The following is a 26,965-nucleotide window of genomic DNA, read 5'->3' as shown; positions in this document are numbered from 1 at the left end:
TCATAAAAGCCGTTTTACCATTATGATGGATTAAACGGCTTTTATGGTTTTATTTCCCTGTTAGGATATCATGGGCATTTTTAACAAGAGCTGCATTGCTCATTATGCTATCCGTTGTTTGTTGTCCATTTTCCTCTTTGTTTTTCAAAAATTCATTGATACACTCGTCCGCACGCTCATGTTCATATTCCATAACTGCGATTGGGCCTCCGCTTTTACCAAGATATTTTTCCATCATTCTAAACAGATAGTCTTCTTCTCGAACAGAATGATGTTTAAGATTTACTGCAAATTCCTTTACTTCCTGCTTTAATTGATGAAAAACAGGCTCCCTTTCTTCCGTAGACCCAACTTTATTGCATTATTTTAATATAATAGATTCACTTTGACAAAAATATTGAAAAATTACTTTACCGAAATTTGTTCAAAGCCAATTGTCACCACCGCCGCTGTCCCCCCAATCAGAAGAGTCAAAGTCATTATGATTATCCTGATAATTATTGTCTCCCTGATCAACGTTCGCATCATTCTGCCCGCCATCCCAATCCTCGTATCCACCTTGCTCTCCAAACTGCTCCTGCAATTGGTCAATTTCATGCTCTTGGATGATGTTTTGGTCCATTAATTCACGCATGATTTCGTGGTCTTCTAAATTTTGCAGTGCATTAAATTGATCAAAACCAATTCGCCCCTGATCAAGTAAATAGGTAAGTAAAGCTCCGGCAGCCATTCCTCCCGCAAACGATCCAAATCTTCCAAAGCCCCCTCCCTGGGGACCACTATAATGCCCTCCTTGGTCATAGTACCCTCTTCTTTGATCATAAATTTGCGGCCGGTTTCGTTGGGTAAGTGGCCGAATAATGAAGAAATAGACTAACATAATGATAATGACAATACCAAAAAAAGACATAAATTTTCTCCTTTCCTAGATGAGATATCATCGTATTTGAAGTGCTTCTTTGTTGGTTACTACATTTTACTCTTTATATACAGATAGTATCCCCAACTTTCTGAGGATTCAAGTAGAAGGATGGCATCTGCAAAAGGGGGCGCTTATTTTAGAATTTAATTTGTTAATTTTTAGGGAAACGCTGAGAACCGTCCCCATTGTTTCCCTTCTTGACAGTATCTGTATGTTAGTGTACTATTCGATTAATACACCAATACAATAATACTTTTGGAGGTGAAATGATGGAATTTAATAATAATCTCCCTATCTATATACAAATCATGAATTTACTGAAGACCAAGATGGCCTCTGGAGAATTAAATGGGGGTGATAAGTTGCCATCTGTAAGAGAATTTTCTAAAGAATTAAAAGTTAATCCTAATACAATTCAAAGAGCGTATCAGGAATTGGAGCGGGAAGAGTTTGTTTTTACGCAAAGAGGAATGGGTACGTTTGTAACTGAAAATACCGAGACGATAAAAAACTTAAAAAAAGTCATGGCAACTGAGTTGTTGAATGAATTTTTTGACCAAATGAAAAATCTCGGATTTACATCCAATGAAATAAAGGAATTGATATCAGAATGGCTTAAGGAGGAGCGAGAATGAGCAACCTTATTGAAATAAGTAATCTTACAAAGAAGTATATAAATAAGACAGCATTGGATCATATCAGTTTGAATATTGAAGAAGGAAAAGTGGTCGGCATCCTTGGCCCAAATGGCAGTGGGAAAACGACCCTCATTAAGATATTAACTGGGCTTTTAAGGCAAACAAGCGGTGAAGTTCTCATTGATGGCCACGGTGTCGGAGTTGGCACGAAAGCGATTGTTTCCTATCTGCCTGATCGTAATTTTTTATATAAATGGATGAAGATAGAAGATGCTTGCCAATTTTATAAAGATTTTTATTCCGACTTTGATGAACAGAAGTTTACGGAGTTACTTGATTTTATGAAACTGGAAAAGAACATGAAAATAGATACTCTTTCTAAAGGTATGCATGAGAAATTGAATCTATCTCTTGTTCTGGCAAGAAATGCGAGACTTTATATATTGGATGAGCCAATAGCGGGTGTGGATCCGGTTGCCAGAGATCAAATTTTAAGTGCCATCATCAATAACTTTAATGAAAATAGTTCGATGCTCATTACAACTCACTTGGTAAGGGACATGGAAAATATGTTTGATGATGTAGTCTTTTTAAAGGATGGTCATATCGTTTTAACTGGAAATGCAGAAGAGTTACGGGAAGAAAAAGGAATGCAAATCGATGATATTTATAAAGAAATATTTGGGTAATGGGAGGGAAGAGAAATGGTTAATCTTATGAAATATGAAATCAAAGGCACGTATAAATTTATATTGGGTATTTTAGCACTCGTGCTGATCCTGATTACAAGTTTATATGCCTATGGCAACAGAATGGCAGACGGCGGCTCTATTGGTGGCGGTATTTTTATGAGCCTATCAATGATGATTCTTTTTGGAACAGCTTTGGTCACATTCTTATATATCGTGGGCTCTTTTAGAAAGGAATTATATGAGGATCGAGGATATTTAACATTTACGCTGCCTTTAAAAGGAATTGAAGTAGTCGGCGCAAAATTAATTGTTGCTTTACTTTGGTTTTTCATTTTAGGTATCGTCATTGCCCTTTACAATGTAATCATGGCGTTAAGTTTTACTCCGTTTGAATTGAATGTTTCCGATCTTTTTGCTGCGGTCACTAATGCTGTATCAATTAAAGTTATCCTTTTTATCGCAATCGCTACTGTTTTCAGGGGAGTCTACATGTTGATTCTCATTTACTTTTCAATGGCACTGGGGAAGGTTACCTTTCGTAATAAACGGATCGGCGGGCTATGGTTTATTATTTTCTTAGTATTAAATGGAATACTTTCATCCCTCCAGTTTGGAATAGAGGCATTGTTTCCATTTTATATAGATTTGGAGACCTTTAAAGTAGGTACGCAGGAGTTTGTTAATTCGCATGTTAATTTTATGATTGGAAGTAGTGTTTTTCAAAGCCAAACAGAAGGGGGATTTCCAGTAAATATGATTGCTGGTATCTACAGCATTATCACAACGGTAGCCCTTTTCTTAGGAACGGGATATTTAATCGAAAAGAAAATCGATTTATAAGACAAAAAAAGGCGGGGGTTATAGTTTAAACCTCGCCTTTTACGATGATTTTACCATACAAACTCCCTTGATTTAGCGATATAAAACATTTTGATTGAATACTGTTTAGTTGAGTAATTTTTCACTACATTAGCTTTACCTTTACTTCTCCATCGCCATTACACCAGTTCGGGACAACTGACACATTCCATAAGGTGTTAACTGTTCCACAATGTTATTAATCCTTTCTGTATCTCCAACAGCCTGAATAATCATTGTCTTTGAACCGATGTCTAACATGGTAGCATGAATTCTTTTTACCAGAGAGGAAATTTCTCTAAACCGATTTGGCTCTACATTTATTTTAATAAGTGCCAATTCGCGAATAACCGTTTTTTCCGGTCTGAGGAGTGTTGCTTCATAAACTTCCATTAATTTTTGCAGCTGAAAGATAATCTGATTGGCTTGACTTTCATCACAAGTGGTAATGATGGTGATTCGGGATAAACCAGTTTCTTCAGAGGCCCCAACCGTTATGCTTTCCATATTATATCCACGCCTGGTAAAGAGACTTGTTATTCTTTGCATAACGCCCGGATGATCTTTAACTAATAATGAGATTGTTTTTCGATTTTTCATGATATTTATCCCTCCATCTTCATTTCGTTAAGAGTTGTTCCAGGTAAAACCATTGGTAAGACCTTCTCTCCTTTAGGTATAACGAAGTCAATTAAGACCGGCCCTGGAGTTTCCAACGCTTCTTTCCACACTTTTTGAGCTTCTTCCTTTGTTTGTGCCCGAAATCCTTTCACTCCATATGCTTTTGCCAATTGGACAAAGTCTACACTTCCAGATAAGTCTATATGGCTATAACGTTCATCGTATACAAATTCCTGCCATTGCCGTACCATGCCCAGCGCTTGATTATTGATGATGACCACTTTTACCGGGATGTTATGAATCGCGCAAATAGCTAATTCCTGGGCACACATTTGCATTCCGCCATCCCCATTAATGGAAATAACCAAACGATCAGGCTTTCCAATTTGTGCTCCAATAGCGGCAGGCAAACCAAACCCCATTGTACCTAAGCCTCCTGAAGTAATGATTGAGCGCGGGTGATTGAATTTATAAAATTGAGCTGTCCACATTTGATGCTGCCCTACATCCGTAGTGATAATGGCTTCCCCACCCGTTGTTTCGTTAATCATTTCAATCACATACTGTGGCTTTAGTACCTGATCACCATCTTGATATTTCAACGGAAACTTCTGTTTGTTTTCTTTGATTTGATTGATCCATTTAGCCGATTGTGCAGACTTGGCTGTTTTGTTAGCTAATGTTAACACTGTCTTTATATCACCAACACAAGGGAATTCGGTTTTAATGTTTTTTTCGATTTCAGCTCTGTCGATGTCGATGTGGGCAATTTTTGCGTTCGGCGCAAACCCATCCAATCTCATCGTTACCCGATCATCAAAGCGGGCACCAATACTAATCAACAAATCACTATTTTGTATTGCCAAATTTGCTGTATACGTTCCGTGCATACCAGGCATTCCCATCCATAACGGGTGGGCACTTGGAAATCCGCCTAATCCAAGAAGGGTAGTTGCAACAGGAATTTGTGTTTTATTGACAAATTCTATAAGTTCCTCATGAGCCCCGGAATGAACGATGCCAGCACCAGCAATTATTACAGGACGTTTAGCCTCTTCGATTGCTTTCAGCAAATTTTCAACCTGTGGCCTGTCAGGATGAGGGTTAGGCTGATAGCCGCGAATTTCAATTTCCATTGGATATTGAAAGGTCGTTTTGCTAGATGAAACATCCTTTGGAATGTCGATCAACACAGGTCCTTTTCTGCCAGTGGATGCGATATAAAATGCCTCACGAATGATTCTTGGAAGGTCCTCAACATCCCGAACCTGATAGCTGTGTTTGGTAATAGGCATCGTGATTCCAATAATATCTGCTTCCTGGAAAGCATCACTACCGATTGCAGAAGTCGCAACATTACCGGTGATAATAATCATTGGAACTGAGTCCATATAAGCTGTTGCAATTCCTGTCACGAGATTGGTTGCACCTGGACCCGATGTAGCAAGACAAACACCAGGCTTGCCCGTTGCCCTTGCATAGCCATCTGCTGCATGAATCGCCCCTTGCTCATGACGTGTTAAAACATGATTAAAATCTTTGTTTTCATGCATTGCATCATAAATGTATAATACAGCTCCCCCGGGATAACCGAAGACACAATCTATTCCTTCTAATAGCAGGGAACGAAGTAAAATTTCAGAACCGTTTATGCAATCAGGTTGTAACAACTTTTTACGATACTCATTTTTGAATAAAATCATTGTGCTTTCATTGCTCATTAGTCATCATCCTCCCAAATATTACGATTGAAATTACCCCAAAAACAAAAAACCTCTTACGTCCAAATACGCAGGAATATTGCGTATATCGGGACGAAAGAGGTTGACTTCCATGGTACCACCCTGATTTGTTACATGCCTCACAGCATATAACCTCAGCAGGTTTCAAATTTTGAAACCTATGACACACTAACGGGTGCTTTCCGGTATTCCTTACTATTCATGAGTATTATTCAGGAATACAGCTCAGAGGCGACAGCGAAACTGGGGATTATGGCAAAGGTTCCAGCAAATCCTTTGCTCTCTGTACATAAGAGCCCGGTTTCTTAATCCTCTTCATTGCTTAATGCTTATTATTAAGATTATTTAATCGAAAGATATTAAATTAAAAAAACCTCTTTCATCTCCATACACGCAGGAATTTCGTGTATAGGGACGAAAGAGGTTGACTTCCGTGGTACCACCCTGATTTGTTACATGCCTCACAGCATATAACCTCACCAAGTTTCAGACTTTTGAAACCTATGACACAATAACGAGTGCCTTCCGTTATTCCTTACTATTCATGAGTATTATTCAGGAATACAGCTCAGAGGCGACAGCGAAATTATGGATTATGGCAAAGGTTCCAGCAAATCCTCTGCTCTCTGTACATAAGAGCCTAATTTCTTAATCCTCTTCATAGCTTAGAATATCAACTTGTTTTGAATTTTATAATAATTCTGTGAACTTGTCAAGATTTCGTAACCCAAAATATATCAGACTAGGTGGGGGAAAGGGAACTATTATTTGTAAAGCTAAATAAAATAACATGTTTGTTGAAATCTTACCTTCCCTTTGTATCTACTTCTCTTGTCACTAGTCCTTCTATTATTTTGTTTTGCAATAAGTATTTTCCATGTAGTAAATAATAAACGCCAATCCCTACTAGGACAAGGAAGGTGCTATAAAAGTATAATGAACCATATCCTATTTTTACTGTTGCGAGACCGAATAAAAAAGAACCAATTCCAAATCCAAAATCAAATATTGATAGGAAAGTAGCCGTAGCTAAGGCTCTTTTTTCAGTTGGTGCAATTTGAATAGCAATGGTTTGAAGACTTGGAAAAATGGTTCCCCAACCTAAACCAATAAGAGCGGCTGAAACGAGAAATAATAGTGATGATGTTGAAACGCTGAGTAAATATGTTCCAAAGGCAAAAAGTAAAATTGCTGGATAGATTATTTTATTAGCTCCGTATAAATCAAACCATTTCCCGGTAAACGGTCTGGAAATTAAAAGGACAATAGCATACACTACAAAGAAATAACTAGCAGCTTCAATTAAACCAATTTCCTCGGCATATATAGATACAAAGGAAACAATCGAAGAATAAGCCAGTCCAAAAAATGCAGAAACCAATGAAATAGGAAGGGCTGAAACCTCAAATAATGACTTAACCCCTTTATTTTCCTTTAATTCATTCGTAATAGTTTGTGTAACTAATTTTTTTGGAATTCGAACGAAAAATCCAGCAATAAGGGCAAATATGGCTAATAAAGCATTAATAAGGAACATTGTATTTGTTCCACTATGTTGCATAATAGTTAACCCTAAAAATGGCCCAATTACCATACCGAGATTGAGTGTTAAACCATAATAGCCCATCCCTTCCCCTTTTCGGGATTCAGGGATAAGATCAGCTACGATGGCTCCAGTAGCTGTAGTTGCCATTCCGAATCCAATTCCATTGAAAAAGCGAAGTATAATCAGTGTTGGAACGGATTGTGTTACGAAATAAAAAAAGGATGAAACACAAACAATTAAGAAGGCAATCAAAAATACCGGATACTTCCCAATCTTTTCTATCCATTTTCCTGCAAACGGGCGGGTAATGATAGCTGCAATTAAAAAAATTGTAACAATAAGCCCAGCATCTGATTCATTCCCTTTCAGTCCTTGTAATGTATATATCGGTAAAGTGACTAGTAAAAAGTAAAATGTCGTGAACGCAAGAAAATTAGCAATTAGAATACCTATAAAATCTTTTGTCCATAATTTTGGCTTTAGCAATATATCCCCTCCAATATTCACTTACTATTAAAAATATAAAAAATTAAATATTGCTGTTAGCCATAATATCATGTATAAATTTATATGAAAAATATTAATAAAGTTAGTTTTATATATTTTATTCATATATATCGGAGGATAAAAGTGGACATAAGACAATTACGCTATTTTATTGCTATCGCTGAAGAAGGCCAAATCACTCAGGCAGCTAAAAAGTTAAATATGGCACAGCCCCCTTTAAGCCAGCAGCTTCAGCTGATGGAAGAAGAGCTTGGAGTAAAATTAGTTGAACGAAAAAGAAACGGAAAAAGGATGGAACTTACGGAAGCGGGGAGGGTTCTTTACGAAAAGGCTCAAAGGGTTTTACATTTATTTAGCGAATCAATAAAGGAAGTAAAAGAGATTGGTGAGGGTTTGCAAGGAACGTTATCAATTGGTGTCGTACCATCCTGTGTTTCCTATCTCCCCAATAGAATTCAAAGTTTCAAACAAAGGTATCCTATGGTTTCATTTAAAATATGGGGAGGGGATCCATATGAAATTAGAGAACACTTAGAATCCCGTAAAATTGAGATAGCAATTGTTCGTTATCCCTTGGAGATGAACGGACTTTCGATGCTTCAATTAAAAAAAGAGCCTTTTGTATTTGTAGTTCCAAAAGATTGGAAAGCATTTTCCTTGAGAGAAAAAATTTCGATGATCGATATAAAAGATATTCCATTACTATTAACTCATAGAAAGAAAGGAGAAGGGGTATACGAAAGAATCATAGAAGAGTGTATCCATTTTTCATTTAACCCAACTGTGCTATGCGAATGTCCGGATGTGAATATCCTACTTTATTTAGTAGCTTCTGGTATCGGCGCAAGTATCCTCCCCAAATCAGCCATTTCGGCATTTTTAAGTGAGGATGTAAATGTATTGGAGATTACTGATTCCTCTCTCCAGTCGGAAATAGCACTAATTTGGCTGGAAAATCGCTATATTTCAAAAGCTGCTCGGAGTTTTATTGAAGGTTTTAATTAAACTTGGATTCAGTTTATCATCATTAAGATTTGATATAAATATTGACCGTATATTTATCTGAATATTAGGAAAATGATAGAACCATCCCCATGTTATTTTCTTCCTAAATCTGTTAAAATTAAAATAAGTCAAAATATAATTACATAGACATATTGAATTGGGGGAGGGGTAAAAATGAGGGTTACAATTAAAGAAACAGAAAAAGACGGCAATATTTCATTACAAGAAAGCGGCGGCTTTGCCATTGTTACGATTAATCGACCGGATTTGAAAAATGCTTTAACAAATAGAATGTGGGTTGACCTAAAAGCGGTTGGAAAGAGGATCACACAAAATCCGAAGAATAGAGTTGTGATTTTACGAGGAAAGAAAAAACTTTTTACATCTGGATCAGATCTGAAACAATTTAATAATCTATCGATTGAGGAAGCGAATGATGCGTTTCGAATGATGGAAGAAGCCATTTCCACCTTTGAAAGAATTCCACTACCAACGATTGGTGTTATTAATGGTCCTGCTATGGGTGCAGGTTTCCAACTTGCCTTATCCTGTGATATTCGAGTTGGAACACCAAATACTTTAATGGGGATGCCAGTTGGAAGATTAGGGATTACATTAAACCAACCCTTTGCGAGAAGAATTGCAGATTTAATTGGAAAAAGCAGAACAATGGATCTTGTTTACACGGGCAGGCTCTTAAAGCCGCAGGAATGCTATGATTTAGGACTTATAAATTATTTATTGGACAACGAAACGGATGTAAACCACTATGCGATTCGTTTAGGAAAAAAGATTATGGAGCAATCTCCAGCCTCTCTTTTAGCTGTTAAAAAGGCTGTTTCTTTTAATAATCCGACCGTTTCGATTCCATGGGAAACAGGTCTTGATTCATGCGTTGATCCTTATGATTTCCCAGAAGGTGTACGTTCCTTCGTTGAAAAAAGAAAACCTAATTTTAAGGGGATTTGATAAAAATCCATTTTAGTAGAGACATAGATAAAGGACAACTAACCCTAATTATGTTTGAGGATTGGCTGTCCTTTTTGTTTTGTTGGTCATATTTCAATCTTAATAGCTGCTAACTGTATATGAATGGCATACATTTCGATTTCAAAATAAGTGAGCAATGCCACATTAATTTTTCGTTGAATTTCTTCTAAAAGTTCAACGATATTCTGTTCAAGGGAGCAGTTCAGTTCGATTGCGATTGTTATACTTTGAAAAGTATTGAAATCGTAGTCGAGAATTTTTGCGTCCCTGACGCAGCTAATTTTTTTACAAGTGTGTGTGATGATTTCTTTATACACATTTTCATCAATCGTAATAGTCCCTGTCGTAAAATGCGGCTGGATGACTGTTTCTTCGCCAATATAATTTGATTGTTTGGAGAAAAGTTTTTTGCCTTTTTGGATGATTTTTTTTAACTTATTCTGCTCCACTTGCATATAAGGAATCGGAATTACATGTTTCCCTTGTGTATTACGCATATAGCGTGCCATATTGATTTCTTTATTTGTACGAATTTCCGAAACATCAATATATTGATCAATATGCCCCACCATCAATTTTTGCGCGATTAAGTCAACCATTTTGACAGAGGTACCAACAATTAAGAGTTTGTCAATGGCTGTCATTCTAATAACATTCATCACTTCTTGGCGGTGATCTTCGTAAAAAAATGTTGCCCGTTTAACAGCCTTTATTGCATTATTTTCATACTTAGCGGAGGTGCCCGCAATCTTTCGGCCATTTACAATTAAAATTCCATCATCAATTATGGCTGGAATGTCATGTTCATAACAGTAATGTAAAACGCTTGTACTTTTACCGGTACCGCTTTTCCCCACTAATGCGTAAACCTTCAAATAAATATTCCTCCCTTCAAACTTTTAGCTCAAGAAAAGTTCCAATTACTCTAATTATAAGTGAAATTAGCGATTAGTGAAAATAGAAGCGATCTTAATGATGATATATCCAATGATTAACACTAATATACTTAAAGAAAAGAGTAGCGTATTAATAGCATTTTCATGATTGATAATAATTACTCTAAGCATAGCTGTTATTCCGATATACATGAAGTAACGTAGTGGAAAATGATAATGTTCTTTGAAGTACTTTACAATTAATGCTATGAACTCAAAGTATAGGAAAAATATTAATATTTTTTCAAAAAATTCACCGAAGGATGCTTCATTTACTGAAATAAGGAAAATAAAAAAATCTTTTAGTTCCAAAACCATAAGAGACGCTAATACAAAAGCTAATAGAATTAGGGATACATTTAAAATAAATTGCAATACTAAAACGATTGGTTCCTTTGACATTACTAGTTTCTTTACCTTTTCCATAAAAAACCTCATTTCATCATTTTTTCTGACTTTAGGATAAGGTTTGGATGTTAACCAGTAATGAAAAAATAATTAATAAATTGTAAATAAACACCGTTAGTATAAATATACTAAAACTTAACGCCTATAAAAATTTAAACTTTCTTAATGTTTTAAATATAGCGGATTAACAAATCTTTTCTATTATGAAGTAGAACGTTAGATTCTATTTTATTTTGGAGGTAGTTACACAAATGAAGAAGAGAAAGGTAATGGTTCCTTTATTAAGTGTGGCAATTTTATTTCCTACAGCGGCGAATATATATGCGGAAGCTCAAAAGTCTGCTTCAGTAAAATCAGTCGAGATTATAGGAATGGAAGAGCCAAAAAATAAATAATAGGTAAGTAGTTACTAAGGATTGAACTCTAAATTGAACAGAGTTCAATCCTTTTTATTTTTCATTCTTAACAAAAAAAAGATTCAACATTTACAATCACTTAATATTTGAATGGTAAAATTTTCATCAATTAGATGGGGATTTTAATTAAATGGGGGATTAACATTGAAAAAAGTGTTTAATCGGTTAAGTTTGCAAAGTAGACTTCTTCTTATTTTTATTACAATATTTGTTGTATCGATTAATATCTTTGGATTTACTTTTTTTAGTATAGCGAAAAATACAACGATTCAAATAACAGAGAATCGTTTAGTTCGTGAAGTTGAGATTATGTCCTATATTGTAAAGAATTTAAAATTTGTATATATAAGTGATAATGATTACTTTTTACAACAAGTAGAAATGAGTGTTCGTGATCAGCAACGTCAGTTAAAAAAGGATGGAATAAGTTCAGAAATTTTCTATATTCAAGATGAAAAAGTAACTCCTTTTCATGTAAGTCGTAAAGCAAAGATAACCTTCCCAATTTCATTGGTAAACAAAATAAATAAAATGGATAATGGCGTATTTCATTATCATCTTGCAGGGGAGGATTATACTATTTCGGTTCAAAAGATTAATGAAATCAGTGGGAATTACGTTTTGTTGGTGCCTACGCAATCATTTTTAGGACCAGTGAATCAAATGCATACTTTTATGATCGCATTAGTCATTGTCTCCTTACTTATCTCTACATTCCTGATTATCTTATTTGTTAGAAGTATTACGAAACCACTGAAAAAATTGCAGGAGACGATGAGAGACGTACGTGAAGGAAATTTAAATAAAACTAGTTCAGTGAAAACGACAATTCCAGAAATTATTTCTTTGAATAAAAGTTTTAATATGATGGTTGATCAAATGAGATCGGTCATTCATGAATTAAATCAAACGACAACAGAGCTGGAGAGTACCGGTGAACATTTAAGTCATTCATCTAAGGAAGCATTGGTATTTAGTCATAAATTAATCCAAGATATTAATGTTGTGAAAACAGCAGCAGAACAAACAGCGATTAGCTCGGAGAATAGTGTAGATGAATTTAACAACATAAAAGATAAAATTGAATTGCTTATCTCCAATATGGATAAGGTTTCCATTAGTTCTGAAGATATGAATCATTCTGCCCAAGGGGGCGAGCAAAATATGAAGGAATTAATAGAAACGATCAATTTATTTGAAGCGGATTTTGAGTATATGACTGAAACAATCAAGCAGGTAAAAAGTCATTCCTTCTCTATTGCTAATTTAGTAGGCTTGATTCAAGGCGTTGCGGACCAGACGAAACTACTATCACTAAATGCTGCGATTGAAGCAGCAAGAGCTGGTGAAGCGGGCAAAGGCTTTGCTGTTGTGGCTAATGAAGTACGTAAGCTTGCGGAACAATCGACAACAGCAGCTGAAGAAATCACCCAATCGATCTCCAATATGGAAGAGGTTACATTGCAGGCTACACATGAGTTTGATCGAATTCTTTTAAAGATAAAGGAAACTTTGACTATTGCAAGTTTATCAAAAGTATCCTTTGATGAACTAATGAATGAAATTAGTACAGTCATTGTAAAAATAGAAAATATGCAAGGAGAACTCACTGACCTTCAAAAAATTTTACCTGAGCTTGAACAAACAACAATTGGGATTGTCTCAGTATCGCAAGAGACCCTCTCGAGTTCAGAACAGATGCTTGCTACAAGTGACGGCCAAATGAATCAGATGGAGAGAACACATCAAATTGGCTTATTGTTAAAAGATTTATCGTATTCGTTGTCCTCTAAAACAAAAAGATTTAATGTTGATTAAGTTCTCCTTTCGAATTTACAAGAAATTTACATTTCATAAAAACTAACTTAACAGTAAAGTGTTACATTTTTATTAGTATATACTTACTGGAGGGTCCCATGGTCAAAAAAGTATTAGTCGTGGATGATGAACAAACGATTATTACATTACTGCAATACAATCTACAGAAGGCAGGATTTGAAGTAATTACTGCCGAAGATGGTGAGGCAGGAATGAAGAAAGCGATGGAGGAACATCCAGAAATAATTGTACTGGATTTAATGTTACCAAAAATGGATGGAATTGAAGTTTGCAAAAGGCTGCGGCAGCAAAACGTAATGATTCCAATCATAATGCTAACAGCCAAAGACGATGAGTTTGACAAAATATTAGGTCTTGAGCTTGGTGCTGACGATTATATGTCTAAACCTTTTAGCCCTAGAGAGGTTGTGGCACGAGTAAAGGCAATTTTAAGACGAAAGCAGCTCACAATCGATAAAGAAATTGAAGAAATTGTAAAAGAGGATGAAATTGAAATAGGCGATTTAAATATATTACCTGAACGGTATGAAGCCTATATTTGCGAGCAAAGACTTGAGCTTACACCAAAGGAATTCGAACTGCTTGTCTATCTTGCGCAGAACAAAGGCCGTGTATTTACTAGAGACCAGCTACTAAATGCCATTTGGAACTATGAGTTTGCTAGTGATACCAGAATAGTAGATGTTCATATAAGTCACCTTAGGGAAAAGATTGAAAGTGATTCAAGGAGACCTATATATATTAAAACAATTCGCGGTGTAGGGTATAAGTTTGAGAAATAGTTACAGCTAGGAATAGACCATTTTCATAAGTGGTCTATTCCTTTTTTATGTACAATAAAATTCAACGCTAAATTTAACCGAATTTTCACTATTGTGATAAAATTATTTTATAAATAGATTTGGGGGTAGAACAATGAAAAGAAATAAATTAGTAGTTGTAGGTGTGGGTCATGTTGGCTCTTATGTTCTAGCAGATGCTATGAAATTAGGACTGTTTGCGGAAATAGCTGTTATTGATATAAATAAGGAGGTTGCATATGGTGAAGCTCTTGACCAAGAGCATGCAACGGCTCTTACCTATATGTCAAATACAACAGTCCGTGCTGGAGATTATTCAGAATGTGCGGATGCAGATATAATTATTTGCGCTGCAGGTCCAAGCGTGATACCAAGTGACAAAGATGCGATGCCGGACAGGGCACAATTAGCTGTGATCAATGCAGAGGTTATTCGTGAAGTCATGACTGGCATTACGAAATATACGAAAGATGCAATCATTATTTTCATAACTAATCCTTTAGATACTATGGTGTACATTGCAGAAAATGAGTTTGGCTATCCGAAGGGACGTGTATTTGGAACAGGAACGATGCTTGATTCAGCACGTCTTCGCAAAGTTGTTGCTACTAATTATAATATCGACCCGAAAAGTGTCACAGGTTATATGATGGGAGAACATGGGCATACAGCGTTCCCGGTATTAAGCCGCTTAAATGTACAAGGATTTGGTGAAAAAGAATTAGACCAAGTCTTTCAAGGAAAAGAACCATTAAGCAGGGAAGGTATTAAAAAGCAGGTTGTAAAGGCAGCCTTTGATGTGTTAAATGGAAAAGGTTGGACAAACGCTGGTGTTGCCCAAGCTGCAGTTACACTAGCAAAGGCAGTTATGTTGGATGAACGTAGTGTATATCCAGTTTCCACAACATTACACGGACAATATGGATACGACGGGGATGTTGCATTAAGTATGCCTTGTATTATCGGAAGAAATGGAGTAGAACAACAATTGGAAATCGCTCTTGATGCAGAGGAACTTGAATGGCTGCATCAATCCGCTGAATATATAAAAGAAGCGATGAAAGTCGCAAAGACAGGTAAGAATTCTTAATAAAAGGATGTATTCAAAAATTATTCCATCGGCAGTAAAGTCATATTCCTTCCCGTTTTCCTATATATTTAGATAAGTTTACTTCTAAGTATAAGGGAGGATGACTTATGCAATTTTATTATGGACAACAAATGCCGCTCAGGGTTTTGGATGAAGCAGAGTTTTGGAAGGATCAAGAAAAAGAACATACGATTGTTATTCGTGTGGCTCTTGGCAATTTAGAAAAAAAATATGTAGATGCATTAAAAGAATGGGAGCAAGCACTTACAAAAACTCATCAAACAGTTGTTAGTTACGTAGAAACGGTGAATCGGAGTCAATACGTATATGAGCAACTTCAACAGCAGGTCATGCAGCTTGTGACCCACTGTCTAAACGAGAGTACGCAATTTATTGAGCTGGTCCGTCAGATTAAAATATATAGTGCCGCAGCCAAGGATAATACAATAGCTACAACTATACTTGATCACATCATAAGAGAGTCAGAATACTTTATCGGTATATCAAGGACCATTTTATATAGTAATCCTCAAGGTTGGAAATAACGGTATAAGCAAAGAGAAAATATGAAGGTAACAGATATTTTTGGACCTGTTGCCTTCACTTTTATGGACCATATTATTTCTATTCTTACTCACTTCCCAGTTAAAATACCCATAAATTCTTCACCGGATATCGTTTCTTTTTCAATGAGGTACTTCGTCAATTCATGTAATTTTTCTTTATTATTTTCTAGTATTTGGATCGCTTTTTGATGGCAGGCCTTGATTATCTTTAAAACCTCATTATCAATTTTTGAGGCCGTTTCCGCAGAAACTAGGAGTGTAGTGTCCCCTCCCAAATAGGGATTATTTACTGTTTCAAGCGCCATCATATCAAATTCATTACTCATCCCAAACCTTGTTACCATCGATCTTGCAATCTTTGTTGCTTGCTCAATATCATTGGAGGCACCAGATGTAATTCGATTAAAAATAATTTCTTCAGCAGCACGGCCACCCATAAAGGTAGTGATTTTGTCTATAGCTTGTTCCTTTGACATTAAAATTGTTTCATGTTCATCCACTTGCATCGTATATCCTAATGCACCAGAGGTTCTTGGAATAATCGTGATTTTATGAACGGGTGCAGAATGGCTCTGTTTGGCGGCAACTAAAGCATGTCCTATTTCATGATAGGCAATTGTTAATTTATCTTTCATTGAAATAACGGCATTTTTACGTTGGTATCCGGCGATTACCACCTCTACAGATTCTTCTAAATCATTTTGGATTACTTTATCGCGGCCTAATCTTACTGCTCTTAATGCAGCCTCGTTAACAATATTCGCCAAGTCAGCCCCCGACGCACCTGAGGTAGCTCTTGCAATTACATTAAAGTCAATGTCGTCAGCCATCTGCACATGCTCAGCATGTACTTTTAAAATAGCTTCACGGCCGGCAAGATCAGGTAATTCAACTGGAACTCTACGATCAAAACGACCTGGTCTAAGAAGTGCTTTATCAAGTGTTTCCGGTCTATTGGTTGCTGCTAATATGACAACACCTTTATCTGCATCGAAACCATCCATTTCTGTTAAGAGCTGATTTAATGTTTGTTCACGTTCATCATTTCCGCCAACCATTCCAGAATTACGGCTTTTTCCGATGGCATCTATTTCGTCGATAAAGACAATACAAGGGGCCTTTTCCTGGGCTTGTTTAAATAAGTCCCTTACCCTTGCTGCTCCCATGCCTACAAACATTTCAACAAATTCGGAGCCTGAAATAGAGAAGAACGGAACCTTGGATTCCCCTGCAACTGCTTTTGCTAGAAGGGTTTTACCCGTTCCGGGAGGACCTACTAAAAGAGCTCCTTTAGGAATGCTTGCTCCAATTTTTTTGTATTTATCAGGGTTATGAAGATAATCAACGATTTCCTGCAACGCCTCTTTTGCCTCATCCTGTCCTGCCACATCAGCAAAGGTTATGCCAGTTTGTGCTTCAACATATACCTTCACATTACTTTTTCCAAAAGATAAGGCGTTTCCACCACCTAATCTATTTTGCAATTTTTTCATAAAAAATTGACCAATTGCAATAAAGATGAGAAGTGGAAGAATCCATGACATTAAGAAAGAGACTAATGGCGATGTTTCCCTTGGAATCACCTTTGTAAATTCAACGTTTGCAGCATGTAACCGATCCACTAATTTCGGATCATCAACAAGTCCGGTTCTGTATGCCTTAACTTTATTCGTATCAACTGGCGTAAACATAATAAGGTTGTCCTCTATTTCGACTTGAGCTACTTTCCCCTCTTCCACCATTGTAAGGAATGTTCCATAATCAACGTCTTTCACAGATAGATTAAAAATGGCTGGGAAAATAAAAGTGTTTAAAAGCAATATAACGAGTAGGATTACCACGTAATAGTAGATTAGGGGCTTTTTGGGTGGTTTTATTGCTTTCATAAATAGTCCTCCATACTAGTTCTAAATTAAAAACACATATAGTTTTTCCCTAAGAGGGTTAATTATCCATTTGAATAATTGAATGGAATAAACGGCGCGAGCATAATGTTAGAAAAAATTTCCCATAATAATATAATGTGATTTGGAAGTATTAAGGGTAAAACCTATAAAAGAAGATTGAAAAAGGAGGAGATTAACATGTTCAAGAGTGGTGCTCTAACGATTATAGTAGATGATTTAAAAAAAGCTGAACAGTTTTATGTGGAAACCCTTGGATTTAAAGTGCAATTTCAGGTAGAAGGGCATTTGGTGCATGTCGAAGCACCAGGATTGTCGATTGGGCTGCTTCATCCTCGTGAAGGACAAGATTCTCACCCGGGAAAATCAGGAAGTGTACAAATTGCATTGGAAGTGCAAGAACTTGAGTCAGCAATCGAGTTGCTAAAATCTCGAGGTGTTGAATTCCAGCCTATTATGGAGGAAAAAAACACCCGACTTGCGTATTTCAGTGATCCTGAAGGTAATCCCCTTTACTTGATCGAACTGAAACTGTAAAGTAAACGTCAACCTAGGTGCTTAATGTATAAGCAGTGCTGGGTCAAACTAGACGAGTACATTTCTAAACATAGTGCATAGGATAATTCTATAAAACTATAGAAGGGATTGAAAAAAATGCACTATGTTCCTTTTGTATATCCATATCAAGCTCCTTATTATTTGAATGTACCTATCTATGATTATGGCAGACAGTCAAATTATTGGATGACTCCATATGAGATAGAACAAGCGAATCGAATGTTTTCTATGCAACCACTAAAGAATAAAAATCCTATTGAAATCAATGATTACGGACCTAAACCGTTTGTAGTTGATATCAACGCAGCTTCAAAGCAAAATAAAACCTATCGTACTGCTTTATGGACAGGAAATCATCTGCAAGTGACATTGATGAGTATAAATGTTGGTGGTGACATTGGTTTGGAAGTGCATCCTAATGTTGATCAATTCTTGCGTATTGAACAGGGGCAAGGGATTGTTCAGATGGGCAGGAGTAAAAATAATGTAAACTTTGAAAGGAAAGTGCGTGATGACACTGCCATTATGATACCAGCTGGTACGTGGCACAATGTAATCAACACAGGAAGAACCTCCTTAAAGTTATATTCTATTTACGCACCGCCTCAACATCCACATGGTACAGTACATGTAACAAAAGCTGATGCAATGGTAGCTGAATAATACGTTTGTTTAGTAATCCCCACTTGTTAAGTTGGGGATTTAATTTTTAATCTGGGTATGCTAATAATTTTAAATATTGTTACAATTTGGTATAGTGGTTATACAAAATAGAAAAAATCTGATTGTAAAATCAGCTGAAATGGAGGCCTAATATGAAAATTATTTCAATTTGTCCAAGTAATACGGAATTTATAGCATACCTTGGTTTAACATCCTCGTTAGTAGGCGTCGATAACTGCTCCGATTGGCCTGAGCAAGTCAATTCATTGCCGAGGTTAGGCCCTGATTTACACATTGATATGGATAAAGTTGAAGAACTCAAACCCGATTTAGTCTTAGCTTCCCTTTCGGTGCCGGGAATGGAACGGAATATCAAAGAGCTAGATAAGAGAAACATTCCATACGTGATTGTTCCTAACCCAAAAACCTTAACGGAAGTGGGAGAATGTATCCTGTTTGTTGGACAAGTGACGAATACACTCGATAAAGCTAAACGGTTATATGAGAAATATAATCTTCTTCTAGAAAGCTACCAACTTCTTTCCGAGCGGGTTGAAAAGCCGCAAACATTATTTTGGGAATGGTGGGCTAAACCCATATTTACGCCTGGTGCTGATAATTGGTTAACAGAAATTAGTAGACTTGCAGGTGGAATTAACATTTTTGAGGATAAACCACAGCCAAGCATTCAAACAGAGTGGGAGGAAGTTAAAAAAAGAAACCCTGATGTAATGTGCATTGTATGGGTAGGTGTTCAGAAGGAAAGGATTAATCCAAAGGTTATATTGAATCGTTTAGAATCTAGGCAAATAAATGCTATAAAAAATAATCGATTATATATTTTAGATGAACCTTTATTTTGTAGACCTTCACCTCGACTACTACTAGGCTTAAATAAGATCGCCAATATTCTTCACCCAGATATTTATCCGCATTTTAACGAAAATAAGGATCTATTAATGGATGATGAAAATGAATAATAAATTTAATGTCGAAATATAAAAAACTAGTTGAACTGTTGTCGTATTTTTGGTATTATTAAATTCTGGCGTTGGAAAGGCGCTAAAAAAACTTTTGAAAAAAGTTGTTGACTTCTACGAAAGTAGATGTTAAGATAATAAATGTTGCTGAAACACAGCGAAGAAAAACGAAATGATCTTTGAAAACTAAACAAAATGTCAAGCGTGCAAATAAAGTTGAACATTAAGTTCAACACCAAGTCAGTTTTTGAAGAGTTAAGGTTCATCGGCTAAAACCGTCACATCCTGTGACAATGCCGATGTTAGCACATCCATGTGCGTCAAACACTTTTTGGAGAGTTTGATCCTGGCTCAGGACGAACGCTGGCGGCGTGCCTAATACATGCAAGTCGAGCGGATGACGAGGAGCTTGCTCCTCTGATTCAGCGGCGGACGGGTGAGTAACACGTGGGCAACCTGCCTGTAAGACTGGGATAACTTCGGGAAACCGGAGCTAATACCGGATAACTCATGAGACCACATGGTCTTATGATAAAAGATGGTTTCGGCTATCACTTACAGATGGGCCCGCGGCGCATTAGCTAGTTGGTGAGGTAACGGCTCACCAAGGCGACGATGCGTAGCCGACCTGAGAGGGTGATCGGCCACACTGGGACTGAGACACGGCCCAGACTCCTACGGGAGGCAGCAGTAGGGAATCTTCCGCAATGGACGAAAGTCTGACGGAGCAACGCCGCGTGAGCGATGAAGGCCTTCGGGTCGTAAAGCTCTGTTGTTAGGGAAGAACAAGTATCAGTTAACTGCTGGTACCTTGACGGTACCTAACGAGAAAGCCACGGCTAACTACGTGCCAGCAGCCGCGGTAATACGTAGGTGGCAAGCGTTGTCCGGATTTATTGGGCGTAAAGCGCGCGCAGGCGGTTCTTTAAGTCTGATGTGAAAGCCCCCGGCTCAACCGGGGAGGGTCATTGGAAACTGGGGAACTTGAGTGCAGAAGAGAAGAGCGGAATTCCACGTGTAGCGGTGAAATGCGTAGAGATGTGGAGGAACACCAGTGGCGAAGGCGGCTCTTTGGTCTGTAACTGACGCTGAGGCGCGAAAGCGTGGGGAGCAAACAGGATTAGATACCCTGGTAGTCCACGCCGTAAACGATGAGTGCTAAGTGTTGGAGGGTTTCCGCCCTTCAGTGCTGCAGCTAACGCATTAAGCACTCCGCCTGGGGAGTACGGTCGCAAGACTGAAACTCAAAGGAATTGACGGGGGCCCGCACAAGCGGTGGAGCATGTGGTTTAATTCGAAGCAACGCGAAGAACCTTACCAGGTCTTGACATCCTCTGACAATCCTAGAGATAGGACTTCCCCTTCGGGGGCAGAGTGACAGGTGGTGCATGGTTGTCGTCAGCTCGTGTCGTGAGATGTTGGGTTAAGTCCCGCAACGAGCGCAACCCTTGTCCTTAGTTGCCAGCATTCAGTTGGGCACTCTAGGGAGACTGCCGGTGACAAACCGGAGGAAGGTGGGGATGACGTCAAATCATCATGCCCCTTATGACCTGGGCTACACACGTGCTACAATGGGTGGTACAAAGGGAAGCAAGACCGCGAGGTGGAGCCAATCCCATAAAGCCATTCTCAGTTCGGATTGTAGGCTGCAACTCGCCTACATGAAGCCGGAATCGCTAGTAATCGCGGATCAGCATGCCGCGGTGAATACGTTCCCGGGCCTTGTACACACCGCCCGTCACACCACGAGAGTTTGTAACACCCGAAGTCGGTGGGGTAACCTTTTGGAGCCAGCCGCCTAAGGTGGGACAGATGATTGGGGTGAAGTCGTAACAAGGTAGCCGTATCGGAAGGTGCGGCTGGATCACCTCCTTTCTAAGGAAAATAGAAAAGCGTAGGCGCCCTGTTTAGCGACGTATGGACTGGAGCACATCGACTGAGATAAAGGAATCACGAAGAGCGTAGCGATTCGATGATGACTTATCGTAGGGAGATGGGTGAAGTCCACTAGTCGCTGGGCGCCGGAGCTGGACAGTGAGTCACACTTCGACATTTTGTTTAGTTTTGAGAGAGCATTTCTCTCAAAACTTGTTCCTTGAAAACTAGATAATCGTAAACATTCATATTTACTGTAAGAAAGTTCTTATTAGCACTTGTACTATTTATTAGAGAGTGCAGCGAGACGAATTAGAAGCGAGGAGTACGCGGAGGCGAGCTTCTGAGGACCGGAGTGTACGTTTAAAGGGTACATGAGGACCGCAGGAAGCGAAGCCGACAAAGTAATCCGAAGCTTATCATTCGTCGAACAGGTTAAGTTAGTAAGGGCGCACGGTGAATGCCTTGGCACTAGGAGCCGATGAAGGACGGGACTAACACCGATATGCTTCGGGGAGCTGTAAGTAAGCTTTGATCCGGAGATTTCCGAATGGGGAAACCCACTGTTCGTAATGGGACAGTATCTTTACCTGAATACATAGGGTATTGAAGGCAGACCCGGGGAACTGAAACATCTAAGTACCCGGAGGAAGAGAAAGCAAATGCGATTTCCTTAGTAGCGGCGAGCGAAACGGAAACAGCCCAAACCAAGAGGCTTGCCTCTTGGGGTTGTAGGACACTCTATACGGAGTTATAAAGGAATGAAGTAAGTGAAGTGGTCTGGAAAGGCCAGCCGAAGAAGGTAACAGCCCTGTAGCTGAAACTTCGTTCCCTCTTGAGTGGATCCTGAGTACGGCGGGACACGTGAAATCCCGTCGGAAGCTGGGAGGACCATCTCCCAAGGCTAAATACTCCCTAGTGACCGATAGTGAACCAGTACCGTGAGGGAAAGGTGAAAAGCACCCCGGAAGGGGAGTGAAAGAGATCCTGAAACCGTGTGCCTACAAGTAGTTGGAGCCCATTCATGGGTGACAGCGTGCCTTTTGTAGAATGAACCGGCGAGTTACGATCCCGTGCAAGGTTAAGTCGAAGAGACGGAGCCGCAGCGAAAGCGAGTCTGAATAGGGCGCTATAGTACGTGGTCGTAGACCCGAAACCAGGTGATCTACCCATGTCCAGGTTGAAGTCCAGGTAACACTGGATGGAGGACCGAACCCACGCACGTTGAAAAGTGCGGGGATGAGGTGTGGGTAGCGGAGAAATTCCAATCGAACTTGGAGATAGCTGGTTCTCCCCGAAATAGCTTTAGGGCTAGCCTTAAGGTAAGAGTCTTGGAGGTAGAGCACTGATTGGACTAGGGGCCCCCATCGGGTTACCGAATTCAGTCAAACTCCGAATGCCAAAGACTTATCCTTAGGAGTCAGACTACGAGTGATAAGGTCCGTGGTCAAAAGGGAAACAGCCCAGACCTCCAGCTAAGGTCCCAAAGTGTACGTTAAGTGGCAAAGGATGTGGAGTTGCCCAGACAACCAGGATGTTGGCTTAGAAGCAGCCACCATTTAAAGAGTGCGTAATAGCTCACTGGTCGAGTGACTCTGCGCCGAAAATGTAACGGGGCTAAACGTACCACCGAAGCTGAGGATTGACACTTACGTGTCAGTGGTAGGGGAGCGTTCTAAGGGCTTTGAAGCCAGACCGAAAGGACTGGTGGAGCGCTTAGAAGTGAGAATGCCGGTGTGAGTAGCGAAAAGACAGGTGAGAATCCTGTCCATCGAAAGCCTAAGGTTTCCTGAGGAAGGCTCGTCCGCTCAGGGTTAGTCGGGACCTAAGCCGAGGCCGAAAGGCGTAGGCGATGGCCAACAGGTTGATATTCCTGTACCACCTCTTTACCGTTTGAGCAATGGAGGGACGCAGTAGGATAGGGTAAGCGCGCCGTTGGTTGTGCGCGTCCAAGCAGTTAGGCTAATGAGTAGGCAAATCCGCTCATTGTAAAGGCTGAGCTGTGATGGCGAGGGAAAATAGTACCGAAGTTCCTGATTCCACACTGTCAAGAAAAGCTTCTAGCGAGGTAGAAGGTGCCCGTACCGCAAACCGACACAGGTAGGCGAGGAGAGAATCCTAAGATGCGCGAGAGAACTCTCGTTAAGGAACTCGGCAAAATGACCCCGTAACTTCGGGAGAAGGGGTGCTCTGGTAGCGTGCAAGCGCGAGAGAGCCGCAGTGAATAGGCCCAAGCGACTGTTTAGCAAAAACACAGGTCTCTGCGAAGCCGTAAGGCGAAGTATAGGGGCTGACACCTGCCCGGTGCTGGAAGGTTAAGAGGAGGGGTTATCCTTTACGGAGAAGCTCTGAATCGAAGCCCCAGTAAACGGCGGCCGTAACTATAACGGTCCTAAGGTAGCGAAATTCCTTGTCAGGTAAGTTCTGACCCGCACGAAAGGTGTAACGACTTGGGCACTGTCTCAACGAGAGACTCGGTGAAATCATAGTACCTGTGAAGATGCAGGTTACCCGCGACAGGACGGAAAGACCCCATGGAGCTTTACTGCAGCCTGATATTGAATTTTGGTACAGCTTGTACAGGATAGGTAGGAGCCTGAGAAGCCGGAGCGCCAGCTTCGGTGGAGGCATCGGTGGGATACTACCCTGGCTGTATTGAAATTCTAACCCACGCCCCTGATCGGGGCGGGAGACAGTGTCAGGTGGGCAGTTTGACTGGGGCGGTCGCCTCCCAAAGAGTAACGGAGGCGCCCAAAGGTTCCCTCAGAATGGTTGGAAATCATTCGCAGAGTGTAAAGGCACAAGGGAGCTTGACTGCGAGACCTACAAGTCGAGCAGGGACGAAAGTCGGGCTTAGTGATCCGGTGGTTCCGCATGGAAGGGCCATCGCTCAACGGATAAAAGCTACCCTGGGGATAACAGGCTTATCTCCCCCAAGAGTCCACATCGACGGGGAGGTTTGGCACCTCGATGTCGGCTCATCGCATCCTGGGGCTGTAGTCGGTCCCAAGGGTTGGGCTGTTCGCCCATTAAAGCGGTACGCGAGCTGGGTTCAGAACGTCGTGAGACAGTTCGGTCCCTATCCGTCGTGGGCGCAGGAAATTTGAGAGGAGCTGTCCTTAGTACGAGAGGACCGGGATGGACGCACCGCTGGTGTACCAGTTGTCTTGCCAAAGGCATCGCTGGGTAGCTATGTGCGGACGGGATAAGTGCTGAAAGCATCTAAGCATGAAGCCCCCTCGAGATGAGATTTCCCATTCGTAAGAAGTAAGATCCCTCAGAGACGATGAGGTAGATAGGTCTGAGGTGGAAGCGTAGCGATACGTGGAGCTGACAGATACTAATCGATCGAGGACTTAACCAAATAGGTAAATATGAATGCAGATTATCTAGTTTTGAAGGAACAACCTTCAATTGAATACAATGTTTGGTGACGATAGCGAAGAGGTCACACCCGTTCCCATTCCGAACACGGAAGTTAAGCTCTTCAGCGCCGATGGTAGTTGGGGGCTGTCCCCCTGTGAGAGTAGGACGTTGCCAAGCATAATGGCCCGTTGGTCAAGCGGTTAAGACACCGCCCTTTCACGGCGGTAACACGGGTTCGAATCCCGTACGGGTCACCAATTCGGAGGATTAGCTCAGCTGGGAGAGCACCTGCCTTACAAGCAGGGGGTCGGCGGTTCGATCCCGTCATCCTCCACCATAATAATATGATGCCGGCTTAGCTCAATTGGTAGAGCAACTGACTTGTAATCAGTAGGTTGAGGGTTCAAGTCCTTTAGCCGGCACCACTTTGTTATTTGTACGAGCCATTAGCTCAGTCGGTAGAGCATCTGACTTTTAATCAGAGGGTCGCAGGTTCGAATCCTGCATGGCTCACTATCTAAATACTCGCGGGTGTGGCGGAATTGGCAGACGCACCAGACTTAGGATCTGGCGCCTTTGGCGTGGGGGTTCGACTCCCTTCACCCGCACCAGTTAAATATTGCGGAAGTAGTTCAGTGGTAGAACACCACCTTGCCAAGGTGGGGGTCGCGGGTTCGAATCCCGTCTTCCGCTCCAAAGTTGCCGGGGTGGCGGAACTGGCAGACGCACAGGACTTAAAATCCTGCGGTAGGTGACTACCGTACCGGTTCGATTCCGGTCCTCGGCACCATTTGAATAATAAAGTTCTATTAATGCGCCCGTAGCTCAATTGGATAGAGCGTCTGACTACGGATCAGAAGGTTGTGGGTTCGACTCCTGCCGGGCGCGCCATTTCGGGAAGTAGCTCAGCTTGGTAGAGCACTTGGTTTGGGACCAAGGGGTCGCAGGTTCGAATCCTGTCTTCCCGACCATTTACACAAAATATTCTTTATTTATGGGGGCTTAGCTCAGCTGGGAGAGCGCCTGCTTTGCACGCAGGAGGTCAGCGGTTCGATCCCGCTAGTCTCCACTTTTAAATTTAATATGGCGGTGTAGCTCAGCTGGCTAGAGCGTACGGTTCATACCCGTAAGGTCGGGGGTTCGATCCCCTCCGCCGCTACTTATAAACGGAGGAATACCCAAGTCTGGCTGAAGGGATCGGTCTTGAAAACCGACAGGCGGGTTAAACCGCGCGGGGGTTCGAATCCCTCTTCCTCCTCCATTAATGATTTACCAATTACATAATTTAATCATTTTTATTATCGCGGGGTGGAGCAGTCTGGTAGCTCGTCGGGCTCATAACCCGAAGGTCGCAGGTTCAAATCCTGTCCCCGCAACCAAAGGTCCCGTGGTGTAGGGGTTAACATGCCTGCCTGTCACGCAGGAGATCGCCGGTTCGATCCCGGTCGGGACCGCCACTTAAAATGGCTCGATAGCTCAGTCGGTAGAGCAGAGGACTGAAAATCCTCGTGTCGGCAGTTCGATTCTGTCTCGAGCCACCTTATCTTATTCATGATGATTACTCAATGGGCTATAGCCAAGCGGTAAGGCAACGGACTTTGACTCCGTCATTCACTGGTTCGAATCCAGTTAGCCCAGCCACTTTTGTTATTAATATTTGCGGGTGTAGTTTAATGGTAAAACTTCAGCCTTCCAAGCTGATGTCGTGGGTTCGATTCCCATCACCCGCTCCATTATGGGCCTATAGCTCAGCTGGTTAGAGCGCACGCCTGATAAGCGTGAGGTCGATGGTTCGAGTCCATTTAGGCCCATATTAAATATATTTAATTGTTCCACAGTAGCTCAGAGGTAGAGCTATCGGCTGTTAACCGATCGGTCGCAGGTTCGAATCCTGCCTGTGGAGCCATTTTTATTTTTCAAAGAACATAATGCGCCTTTAGCTCAGCAGGATAGAGCATACGCCTTCTAAGCGTACGGTCAGAGGTTCGAATCCTCTAAGGCGCGTAAAAACTAACAAATCCCGAATCATTTCTTGATTCGGGAC

At 40.4% G+C, this 26,965-nt stretch carries 20 protein-coding genes, 20 tRNA genes, 3 rRNA genes, 1 pseudogene and 2 other annotated features; of the genes and pseudogenes, 36 read left to right on the top strand and 8 right to left on the bottom strand.

The window, feature by feature from the left end; translation table 11 throughout:
• Nucleotides 1–49: 49 nt before the first annotated feature.
• Both ACNQFZ_RS07560 and ACNQFZ_RS07555 read right to left on the bottom strand, forming a co-directional pair.
• Nucleotides 50–325, bottom strand: a pseudogene (locus tag ACNQFZ_RS07560) (hemerythrin domain-containing protein); the annotation flags it as partial.
• Between the two features lie 99 nt (nt 326–424).
• Nucleotides 425–910, bottom strand: coding sequence for a hypothetical protein (locus ACNQFZ_RS07555; protein ID WP_458414668.1), 486 nt, complete (start codon nt 908–910; stop codon nt 425–427).
• Between the two features lie 281 nt (nt 911–1,191).
• Here ACNQFZ_RS07555 and ACNQFZ_RS07550 point away from each other — a divergent pair, with 281 nt between their 5' ends.
• From ACNQFZ_RS07550 to ACNQFZ_RS07540, 3 genes are read left to right on the top strand one after another with little or no spacing between them, the layout of a single operon-like run.
• Nucleotides 1,192–1,557: a GntR family transcriptional regulator gene (locus ACNQFZ_RS07550; RefSeq protein ID WP_458415340.1), complete on the top strand. Its 366-nt coding sequence runs from the start codon at nt 1,192–1,194 to the stop codon at nt 1,555–1,557.
• The gene (locus ACNQFZ_RS07545) at nt 1,554–2,249 is read left to right on the top strand and encodes an ABC transporter ATP-binding protein (RefSeq protein ID WP_458414667.1); all 696 of its coding nucleotides are present in this window, start codon (nt 1,554–1,556) and stop codon (nt 2,247–2,249) included. Before ACNQFZ_RS07550 ends, ACNQFZ_RS07545 begins: the two co-directional genes overlap by 4 nt.
• Nucleotides 2,250–2,264: 15 nt before the next feature.
• Nucleotides 2,265–3,092: a hypothetical protein gene (locus tag ACNQFZ_RS07540; RefSeq protein WP_458414666.1), complete on the top strand. Its 828-nt coding sequence runs from the start codon at nt 2,265–2,267 to the stop codon at nt 3,090–3,092.
• 141 nt (nt 3,093–3,233) lie between these two features.
• On the opposite strand, the gene ilvN is transcribed toward ACNQFZ_RS07540, so the two are convergent.
• The 3 genes from ilvN to ACNQFZ_RS07525 all read right to left on the bottom strand — a co-directional run bounded on the left by ilvN (nt 3,234) and on the right by ACNQFZ_RS07525 (nt 7,505).
• The gene (gene ilvN, locus ACNQFZ_RS07535) at nt 3,234–3,710 is read right to left on the bottom strand and encodes an acetolactate synthase small subunit (RefSeq protein ID WP_458414665.1); all 477 of its coding nucleotides are present in this window, start codon (nt 3,708–3,710) and stop codon (nt 3,234–3,236) included.
• A 5-nt stretch (nt 3,711–3,715) separates the two neighbouring features.
• The gene (gene ilvB, locus ACNQFZ_RS07530) at nt 3,716–5,452 is read right to left on the bottom strand and encodes a biosynthetic-type acetolactate synthase large subunit (RefSeq protein WP_458414664.1); all 1,737 of its coding nucleotides are present in this window, start codon (nt 5,450–5,452) and stop codon (nt 3,716–3,718) included.
• 86 nt (nt 5,453–5,538) lie between these two features.
• Nucleotides 5,539–5,801 (bottom strand) — a binding site (T-box leader).
• A gap of 79 nt (nt 5,802–5,880) precedes the next feature.
• Nucleotides 5,881–6,144 (bottom strand) — a binding site (T-box leader).
• A gap of 134 nt (nt 6,145–6,278) precedes the next feature.
• A complete protein-coding gene (locus tag ACNQFZ_RS07525) occupies nt 6,279–7,505 on the bottom strand; it encodes an MFS transporter (RefSeq protein WP_458414663.1) in 1,227 nt (408 codons plus the stop codon).
• 144 nt (nt 7,506–7,649) lie between these two features.
• Between ACNQFZ_RS07525 and ACNQFZ_RS07520 the strand changes: the two genes are divergently transcribed.
• Together ACNQFZ_RS07520 and ACNQFZ_RS07515 are read left to right on the top strand one after the other, a co-directional pair.
• Nucleotides 7,650–8,531, top strand: a complete 882-nt coding sequence (locus ACNQFZ_RS07520; RefSeq protein WP_458414662.1) for a LysR family transcriptional regulator — start codon at nt 7,650–7,652, stop codon at nt 8,529–8,531.
• Nucleotides 8,532–8,705: 174 nt separating this feature from the next.
• Complete coding sequence (locus tag ACNQFZ_RS07515; protein ID WP_458414661.1) at nt 8,706–9,500, top strand: enoyl-CoA hydratase/isomerase family protein; 795 nt, start codon at nt 8,706–8,708, stop codon at nt 9,498–9,500.
• 86 nt (nt 9,501–9,586) lie between these two features.
• On the opposite strand, the gene ACNQFZ_RS07510 is transcribed toward ACNQFZ_RS07515, so the two are convergent.
• Both ACNQFZ_RS07510 and ACNQFZ_RS07505 read right to left on the bottom strand, forming a co-directional pair.
• Nucleotides 9,587–10,396 carry a hypothetical protein gene (locus ACNQFZ_RS07510; RefSeq protein ID WP_458414660.1) on the bottom strand — a complete coding sequence of 270 codons (810 nt, stop codon included), beginning with the start codon at nt 10,394–10,396 and terminating at the stop codon, nt 9,587–9,589.
• 66 nt (nt 10,397–10,462) lie between these two features.
• Nucleotides 10,463–10,894, bottom strand: coding sequence for a phosphate-starvation-inducible protein PsiE (locus tag ACNQFZ_RS07505; protein WP_458414659.1), 432 nt, complete (start codon nt 10,892–10,894; stop codon nt 10,463–10,465).
• Between the two features lie 221 nt (nt 10,895–11,115).
• Between ACNQFZ_RS07505 and ACNQFZ_RS07500 the strand changes: the two genes are divergently transcribed.
• The 5 genes from ACNQFZ_RS07500 (at nt 11,116) to ACNQFZ_RS07480 (ending at nt 15,554) form a co-directional block, all read left to right on the top strand.
• Entirely contained in the window at nt 11,116–11,259 is a 144-nt protein-coding gene (locus ACNQFZ_RS07500) for a hypothetical protein (RefSeq protein WP_458414658.1), read from the top strand.
• A gap of 174 nt (nt 11,260–11,433) precedes the next feature.
• Complete coding sequence (locus ACNQFZ_RS07495) at nt 11,434–13,098, top strand: methyl-accepting chemotaxis protein (protein WP_458415339.1); 1,665 nt, start codon at nt 11,434–11,436, stop codon at nt 13,096–13,098.
• 98 nt (nt 13,099–13,196) lie between these two features.
• The gene (locus ACNQFZ_RS07490) at nt 13,197–13,901 is read left to right on the top strand and encodes a response regulator transcription factor (RefSeq protein ID WP_458414657.1); all 705 of its coding nucleotides are present in this window, start codon (nt 13,197–13,199) and stop codon (nt 13,899–13,901) included.
• 133 nt (nt 13,902–14,034) lie between these two features.
• Nucleotides 14,035–15,009, top strand: coding sequence for an L-lactate dehydrogenase (locus tag ACNQFZ_RS07485; RefSeq protein WP_458414656.1), 975 nt, complete (start codon nt 14,035–14,037; stop codon nt 15,007–15,009).
• A gap of 107 nt (nt 15,010–15,116) precedes the next feature.
• The gene (locus tag ACNQFZ_RS07480; protein WP_458414655.1) at nt 15,117–15,554 is read left to right on the top strand and encodes a DUF2935 domain-containing protein; all 438 of its coding nucleotides are present in this window, start codon (nt 15,117–15,119) and stop codon (nt 15,552–15,554) included.
• An 89-nt stretch (nt 15,555–15,643) separates the two neighbouring features.
• Here ACNQFZ_RS07480 and ftsH read toward each other — a convergent pair whose 3' ends face one another.
• Nucleotides 15,644–17,461, bottom strand: a complete 1,818-nt coding sequence (ftsH, locus tag ACNQFZ_RS07475; RefSeq protein ID WP_458414654.1) for an ATP-dependent zinc metalloprotease FtsH — start codon at nt 17,459–17,461, stop codon at nt 15,644–15,646.
• A 198-nt stretch (nt 17,462–17,659) separates the two neighbouring features.
• On the opposite strand from ftsH, the gene ACNQFZ_RS07470 reads away from it, so the two are divergent.
• The 26 genes from ACNQFZ_RS07470 (at nt 17,660) to ACNQFZ_RS07345 (ending at nt 26,925) form a co-directional block, all read left to right on the top strand.
• Entirely contained in the window at nt 17,660–18,016 is a 357-nt protein-coding gene (locus tag ACNQFZ_RS07470) for a VOC family protein (protein ID WP_458414653.1), read from the top strand.
• A 117-nt stretch (nt 18,017–18,133) separates the two neighbouring features.
• Nucleotides 18,134–18,700: a cupin domain-containing protein gene (locus ACNQFZ_RS07465; protein WP_458414652.1), complete on the top strand. Its 567-nt coding sequence runs from the start codon at nt 18,134–18,136 to the stop codon at nt 18,698–18,700.
• 152 nt (nt 18,701–18,852) lie between these two features.
• Complete coding sequence (locus tag ACNQFZ_RS07460) at nt 18,853–19,680, top strand: cobalamin-binding protein (protein ID WP_458414651.1); 828 nt, start codon at nt 18,853–18,855, stop codon at nt 19,678–19,680.
• A gap of 328 nt (nt 19,681–20,008) precedes the next feature.
• A 16S ribosomal RNA gene (locus ACNQFZ_RS07455) occupies nt 20,009–21,555 on the top strand.
• 433 nt (nt 21,556–21,988) lie between these two features.
• Nucleotides 21,989–24,919: ribosomal RNA gene (locus ACNQFZ_RS07450) — 23S ribosomal RNA — on the top strand.
• A gap of 62 nt (nt 24,920–24,981) precedes the next feature.
• Nucleotides 24,982–25,098, top strand: a 5S ribosomal RNA gene (gene rrf, locus ACNQFZ_RS07445).
• Together the 16S, 23S and 5S rRNA genes with 20 tRNA genes alongside form the textbook arrangement of a ribosomal RNA operon.
• A gap of 5 nt (nt 25,099–25,103) precedes the next feature.
• A tRNA-Glu gene (locus tag ACNQFZ_RS07440) sits at nt 25,104–25,178 on the top strand.
• A gap of 4 nt (nt 25,179–25,182) precedes the next feature.
• A tRNA-Val gene (locus tag ACNQFZ_RS07435) sits at nt 25,183–25,258 on the top strand.
• Between the two features lie 12 nt (nt 25,259–25,270).
• Nucleotides 25,271–25,346: transfer RNA gene (locus tag ACNQFZ_RS07430), tRNA-Thr, on the top strand.
• Nucleotides 25,347–25,361: 15 nt separating this feature from the next.
• Nucleotides 25,362–25,434, top strand: a tRNA-Lys gene (locus ACNQFZ_RS07425).
• 14 nt (nt 25,435–25,448) lie between these two features.
• A tRNA-Leu gene (locus ACNQFZ_RS07420) sits at nt 25,449–25,532 on the top strand.
• Between the two features lie 10 nt (nt 25,533–25,542).
• Nucleotides 25,543–25,617, top strand: a tRNA-Gly gene (locus tag ACNQFZ_RS07415).
• A gap of 5 nt (nt 25,618–25,622) precedes the next feature.
• Nucleotides 25,623–25,711 (top strand) — tRNA-Leu (locus tag ACNQFZ_RS07410).
• A gap of 24 nt (nt 25,712–25,735) precedes the next feature.
• Nucleotides 25,736–25,812, top strand: a tRNA-Arg gene (locus ACNQFZ_RS07405).
• Between the two features lie 3 nt (nt 25,813–25,815).
• Nucleotides 25,816–25,892, top strand: a tRNA-Pro gene (locus tag ACNQFZ_RS07400).
• Nucleotides 25,893–25,917: 25 nt separating this feature from the next.
• Nucleotides 25,918–25,990 (top strand) — tRNA-Ala (locus ACNQFZ_RS07395).
• Nucleotides 25,991–26,006: 16 nt separating this feature from the next.
• Nucleotides 26,007–26,080: transfer RNA gene (locus ACNQFZ_RS07390), tRNA-Met, on the top strand.
• A 9-nt stretch (nt 26,081–26,089) separates the two neighbouring features.
• Nucleotides 26,090–26,182: transfer RNA gene (locus ACNQFZ_RS07385), tRNA-Ser, on the top strand.
• A 41-nt stretch (nt 26,183–26,223) separates the two neighbouring features.
• Nucleotides 26,224–26,300 (top strand) — tRNA-Met (locus ACNQFZ_RS07380).
• A 2-nt stretch (nt 26,301–26,302) separates the two neighbouring features.
• Nucleotides 26,303–26,378 (top strand) — tRNA-Asp (locus ACNQFZ_RS07375).
• Nucleotides 26,379–26,386: 8 nt separating this feature from the next.
• Nucleotides 26,387–26,459, top strand: a tRNA-Phe gene (locus ACNQFZ_RS07370).
• Nucleotides 26,460–26,487: 28 nt separating this feature from the next.
• Nucleotides 26,488–26,562 (top strand) — tRNA-Gln (locus ACNQFZ_RS07365).
• Nucleotides 26,563–26,580: 18 nt separating this feature from the next.
• A tRNA-Gly gene (locus ACNQFZ_RS07360) sits at nt 26,581–26,654 on the top strand.
• A gap of 4 nt (nt 26,655–26,658) precedes the next feature.
• Nucleotides 26,659–26,732, top strand: a tRNA-Ile gene (locus tag ACNQFZ_RS07355).
• A gap of 20 nt (nt 26,733–26,752) precedes the next feature.
• Nucleotides 26,753–26,827 (top strand) — tRNA-Asn (locus tag ACNQFZ_RS07350).
• Nucleotides 26,828–26,851: 24 nt separating this feature from the next.
• Nucleotides 26,852–26,925 (top strand) — tRNA-Arg (locus ACNQFZ_RS07345).
• Nucleotides 26,926–26,965 lie beyond the last annotated feature (40 nt).

It is taken from the genome of Schinkia acidoalkalinis, from assembly GCF_054301215.1.
The sequence above is the reverse complement of the archived record's forward strand: the minus strand, read 5'-3'. Positions and strand labels throughout refer to the sequence as shown.

Bases quoted from the DNA above. Each gene is read 5' to 3' on its own strand.
- ACNQFZ_RS07555 (WP_458414668.1), bottom strand. From the start codon at position 910: ATGTCTTTTTTTGGTATTGTCATTATCATTATGTTAGTCTATTTCTTC.
- ACNQFZ_RS07550 (WP_458415340.1), top strand. From the start codon at position 1,192: ATGGAATTTAATAATAATCTCCCTATCTATATACAAATCATGAATTTA.
- ACNQFZ_RS07545 (WP_458414667.1), top strand. From the start codon at position 1,554: ATGAGCAACCTTATTGAAATAAGTAATCTTACAAAGAAGTATATAAAT.
- ACNQFZ_RS07540 (WP_458414666.1), top strand. From the start codon at position 2,265: ATGGTTAATCTTATGAAATATGAAATCAAAGGCACGTATAAATTTATA.
- ilvN (WP_458414665.1), bottom strand. From the start codon at position 3,710: ATGAAAAATCGAAAAACAATCTCATTATTAGTTAAAGATCATCCGGGC.
- ilvB (WP_458414664.1), bottom strand. From the start codon at position 5,452: ATGAGCAATGAAAGCACAATGATTTTATTCAAAAATGAGTATCGTAAA.
- ACNQFZ_RS07515 (WP_458414661.1), top strand. From the start codon at position 8,706: ATGAGGGTTACAATTAAAGAAACAGAAAAAGACGGCAATATTTCATTA.
- ACNQFZ_RS07505 (WP_458414659.1), bottom strand. From the start codon at position 10,894: ATGAGGTTTTTTATGGAAAAGGTAAAGAAACTAGTAATGTCAAAGGAA.
- ACNQFZ_RS07500 (WP_458414658.1), top strand. From the start codon at position 11,116: ATGAAGAAGAGAAAGGTAATGGTTCCTTTATTAAGTGTGGCAATTTTA.
- ACNQFZ_RS07490 (WP_458414657.1), top strand. From the start codon at position 13,197: ATGGTCAAAAAAGTATTAGTCGTGGATGATGAACAAACGATTATTACA.
- ACNQFZ_RS07485 (WP_458414656.1), top strand. From the start codon at position 14,035: ATGAAAAGAAATAAATTAGTAGTTGTAGGTGTGGGTCATGTTGGCTCT.
- ACNQFZ_RS07480 (WP_458414655.1), top strand. From the start codon at position 15,117: ATGCAATTTTATTATGGACAACAAATGCCGCTCAGGGTTTTGGATGAA.
- ftsH (WP_458414654.1), bottom strand. From the start codon at position 17,461: ATGAAAGCAATAAAACCACCCAAAAAGCCCCTAATCTACTATTACGTG.
- ACNQFZ_RS07470 (WP_458414653.1), top strand. From the start codon at position 17,660: ATGTTCAAGAGTGGTGCTCTAACGATTATAGTAGATGATTTAAAAAAA.
- ACNQFZ_RS07465 (WP_458414652.1), top strand. From the start codon at position 18,134: ATGCACTATGTTCCTTTTGTATATCCATATCAAGCTCCTTATTATTTG.
- ACNQFZ_RS07460 (WP_458414651.1), top strand. From the start codon at position 18,853: ATGAAAATTATTTCAATTTGTCCAAGTAATACGGAATTTATAGCATAC.